The 2,203-nt window shown below is 65.2% G+C and carries 2 protein-coding genes; both read right to left on the bottom strand.

The window, feature by feature from the left end; genetic code table 11:
• Positions 1 to 462 precede the first annotated feature (462 nt).
• Positions 463 to 1,236, bottom strand: coding sequence for a class I SAM-dependent methyltransferase (locus tag ELR45_RS34010; protein ID WP_129670238.1), 774 nt, complete (start codon positions 1,234 to 1,236; stop codon positions 463 to 465).
• A complete protein-coding gene (locus ELR45_RS34005) occupies positions 1,229 to 1,702 on the bottom strand; it encodes a hypothetical protein (protein WP_205857813.1) in 474 nt (157 codons plus the stop codon). The genes ELR45_RS34010 and ELR45_RS34005 overlap by 8 nt, the downstream gene beginning before the upstream one ends.
• Positions 1,703 to 2,203 lie beyond the last annotated feature (501 nt).

Raw genomic sequence — 2,203 nt, 5'->3', positions numbered from 1 at the left:
CTCTGGCGCTGCTGACTTTGGTCACGGGCCGCAGCGTGGCGGCTCAGCGTCCCCGCATCCCCCCCGAACCGTCGAATGGCGGGGGGACGTGGCGCCCCGCGCCGCGTTTACGCAGGTCAGGCAGCGTCCCACCGAAACTTCAAGGAGATACGAGAGCCGATGGCTCGAGTTGTGGAGGTGTCGAGATGCAGCGAATCTTGACACCTCGCTGTCAAGGTCAAGATTCACTCAATGAGTAGACATTCGAGGGCATCCGAAGGCGCTTCAGAGCAGTCTGCTCGCACTCTTAGTGGGCCACGCGCGCATCTGGGCGACGATCCAACCGACGAACGTCGCCTCGACTCGCACCGTGCTAACCCACGGGATACGTCTTCGTCCGCAGCGATCCTGACGCCAAAGGCATCCTCGACTACTACCTCCACGTCAGCGGCGACCCGAGTTGACGAGCACCTCAGGCTCGGCCTACCGACCTGGGATCGGCCGGAGCTTGAACATCAGGATGCCGAGATACTTGTTCATCACCTCCTGCTTGTGCGGGAAGCGCTCGGCGGCTTCGGCGGGCATTCGCGGCTCGACTGCGGTCTCCATCCACAGCCCAGCCGCGCTGAAGGTATTCAGCAGGTCCGACATCGTGTACGGCCGCTTGGTCAGGGTCACCTGGTCGTTCCAGTTGCGGTGCCAGTAGGCGAACGACTCGGTGGCGAAGTACTCCTCCCCCAGCAAGGTCCCGTTCTCCTCCGCCCGTTCGATCGCATACCGGACCGGGTGAGTCCTGGTCAGCAGGATGAAGCCGTCCCCGGTCAACATCTCGCGCGCGATCTGCAAAGCCCGGACCGGATCCGCGGCGTACCCGAACGACTGCAGGAACAGGATCCGATCGAACCGCCGGCCCGCGAGCCCCGGCACCGCCGCCAGATCGGAGAGATCACCCTCGATGAGCTCGACGCCCAGCGGCGGCGTGATGAAGTTCCCGCTGATATCCACGCCGACCGACGCGGCGGCCCCGTCGCTGGCCAGCTGTGCGATCTTGGCACCGTTGCCGCAGCCGGCGTCCAGGATGGCGAGTCCGGTGACTTCGCCGAGGAGAGCGCGCTGCGCAGGCCACTCAACGAGTCGATCCAGGGAGTCCTCGCGGGCGCGCGCCTGCTCGAAGCCGGACGAGAGCGTCTGCCATGGACGGCTCAAGTCGCCGCCGGCGGCCCTCGCAGTGTGAGTTTCCGAGTTCTCCTCAACCATGAGCTAATGATGCCGGATGACCGAGCCCTCTCGCCTGGTCACCTAAAGAGCCGCCGCCAATTGCGGCACGCCGGTTGGACTCACTCTTGGGGACGTCTCCGGTTCGAGGCAGGCGCTCGCGACTCAGATACCGAACCGGCTTGTCGAGCGACTCGGCGTAGGCAATCTCCCGTCGGGTTGACTCGCCTACGTAGCCGCCCGGATCCACGATGTACACCTCGTCTGCCATGCGGATCTTTTGGAAGTGCACAGCGCCGAGCCGCCCCTTGATGTCCGCGCCATCGGCTATCCAGTCGTAGTCCGGCAGATCGGGGAGGCTGAACATTCCGAGGCTGATCACGACGCAACCTCCCATCGTGAGCTGCTGGTTGACCTCCGCGAACTCAGCCTCAAACTTGGTCGAGCCGCAGGGCGTGATGACTTTTGCCTCGCTCTCGGCCGATTGCGGCGCCTGCTGGTCCTCCATGAGGTTCATGATCGGTGAACGGCAGAACGAGCTCATCGTTGCCCCCTCGACACCGCAATCGCCTCCCCAGGGCGTCCACCGGCGCGCGACCTCGCGAGACAACGCATCTTTGACAGAGGATGCGGCCCAGGGGCGTTTCGCCAACGTTCCCCGGCGGGCGGTCATCAAGCTCCGCCACATCTCGACAGGAGGGAGTCCCGCAAGCGGATGGGCTCGCGGAGCGTGCCGGTGCGGGATACGAATGCAGCCACCAACTCCTCGCGCTGTCACCGAGCCGGTGCAGACGAAGCAGCTGGTGGTTTGCCGTTTAGGTGTCCTCGAGGGGAGTCCTCGAGGCTCGCCACCGAGCAGCACCATTCACCCTCCGAACTCCGCGCGGAGTACGGGGAGGTGTCTGCCGTGGCCAGACGCGTCAGCTGGCCGAGTCCGAACCCGGCCAGCATGCTCACTACACCCACCGCCAGCACCTCGCCGGAAGCACCATCGAAGGACGCGCCGTCC

The organism is Phytoactinopolyspora endophytica (assembly GCF_004138495.1).
Taxonomy (GTDB): domain Bacteria; phylum Actinomycetota; class Actinomycetes; order Jiangellales; family Jiangellaceae; genus Phytoactinopolyspora; species Phytoactinopolyspora endophytica.
Note: the sequence above shows the minus strand (reverse complement) of the source record. Positions and strands in the feature narration are given on the sequence as shown.